General features: G+C 72.6%; 1 protein-coding gene and 1 pseudogene. Both read right to left on the bottom strand.

The genetic code is table 11. The annotated features are described in order from the left end of the window. Positions 1–732, bottom strand: a 732-nt coding sequence (locus HUW62_RS47305; RefSeq protein WP_368670664.1) for a DUF4130 domain-containing protein, incomplete at its 3' end; no start/stop codon positions are given. 101 nt (positions 733–833) lie between these two features. Next, positions 834–1,250, bottom strand: a pseudogene (locus HUW62_RS47300) (FHA domain-containing protein); the annotation flags it as partial.

The raw sequence follows: 1,250 nt of genomic DNA, 5'->3' as shown, positions 1-1,250 counted from the left end.
CGGCGCGTCCCCGTCCTCCCGCGTGTCGGGCACGTCTCCCACCATCATCACCGGCGCGCACACCTGGCGCTCCTCCCGTGGGGTTCGGAAGCGCGGCGCGCCCAGGCTCCGCGCGGTGGCTCCGGTGCGCGGCGGCGCTTCCCACGCCAGCCCCGCGCCGTAGCTCAGGCGCGAAAGGTCCCAGTGCGCGCTGGCGTCCGGGGTGAAGAGGCTCCAACGCAGCGTGGGAAACCGCCCCACGAGGAAGGGCGCCGCCAACCTGACGACGAGGTGGTCCGGCCGGTACCACGCGACGTACCGCTCCGCATCGTCGGAGGAGCCTCGACGGAAGCGGACGCGAATCACGAGGCTCCGCACGTCCCTCCGCACCGCGCGCTCCATCCGCCGCAGGCGCTGGACATCCCGGTCCACCTCCCGTTCCAGGAGGCGCCGCTCCCCGTGAGTCAGCCGCCAGAGCACGCGGTACAGCAGCGCCCAGCGCTCCGGCTCCCGGTGACACACCACCTTCTCCGCCAGCTCCAGGAAGTCCCGGGGCACCACCGGCAGCGCCCCCGCCTCCATGCCGCTCAGGAGCGCATCCACCCGCCCGTTCCACGGGCCCCGCGCTTCCTCGAAAGACACCCGCTCCGGAGGCAGTCCCCGCGCCAACAGCCCCCGCGACACTTCCCGAAACGATGCCAGCTCCGGCGCCACGCTCACCCGCACCTGGACCTCCTGGTCGCTCAGCGACACACGCCGCGAGCCCCCTCCGAGGGTGCTCGCGCGCGTGGAGGGCTTCTACCCTCCAGGTCTGACATCACCACCCAACCCGTGGCGTCTCGGGCCCCCCGCGGCTATTCCTCCTTCGCGAGCGCGTCCACCTGCTCCTGGAGTCCGCCCATCTCCTCGAAGAAGGAGTCCACGGGCTGGGCCCGGGACAGGCGGAACGCCGGCGGCAGCAGCGTGCGCGGGAAGTCCAGCGAGGTGCTGAAGGGCTCATTGCCCAGCAAGTCATTCGCCCGGGACAGGGCGCCGAAGGTCAGCGTCACCACGGCGAGCACCCGCACCAGCCGCCCGGGCTCCCACCGCGCCACGTAGCGCAGGTGCCAGAACAGGCCCCAGCCCATGAGCAGGAGGAACGTCGCGTGATACAGCCAGGACAGGCCCGAGCCCAGCCCCAGGCTGAAGCCCAGGGCCGACATGAGCGGCGGCAGCGCCACCGCGCCCAGCAGCACCAGGCTGCCGATGGTGGCGTGCGTGCGGTAGTGGAA

This window comes from Myxococcus sp. AM011 (genome assembly GCF_013372595.1).
Lineage (GTDB): Bacteria > Myxococcota > Myxococcia > Myxococcales > Myxococcaceae > Myxococcus > Myxococcus eversor.
This window is presented reverse-complemented; position numbering and strand designations above follow the sequence as displayed.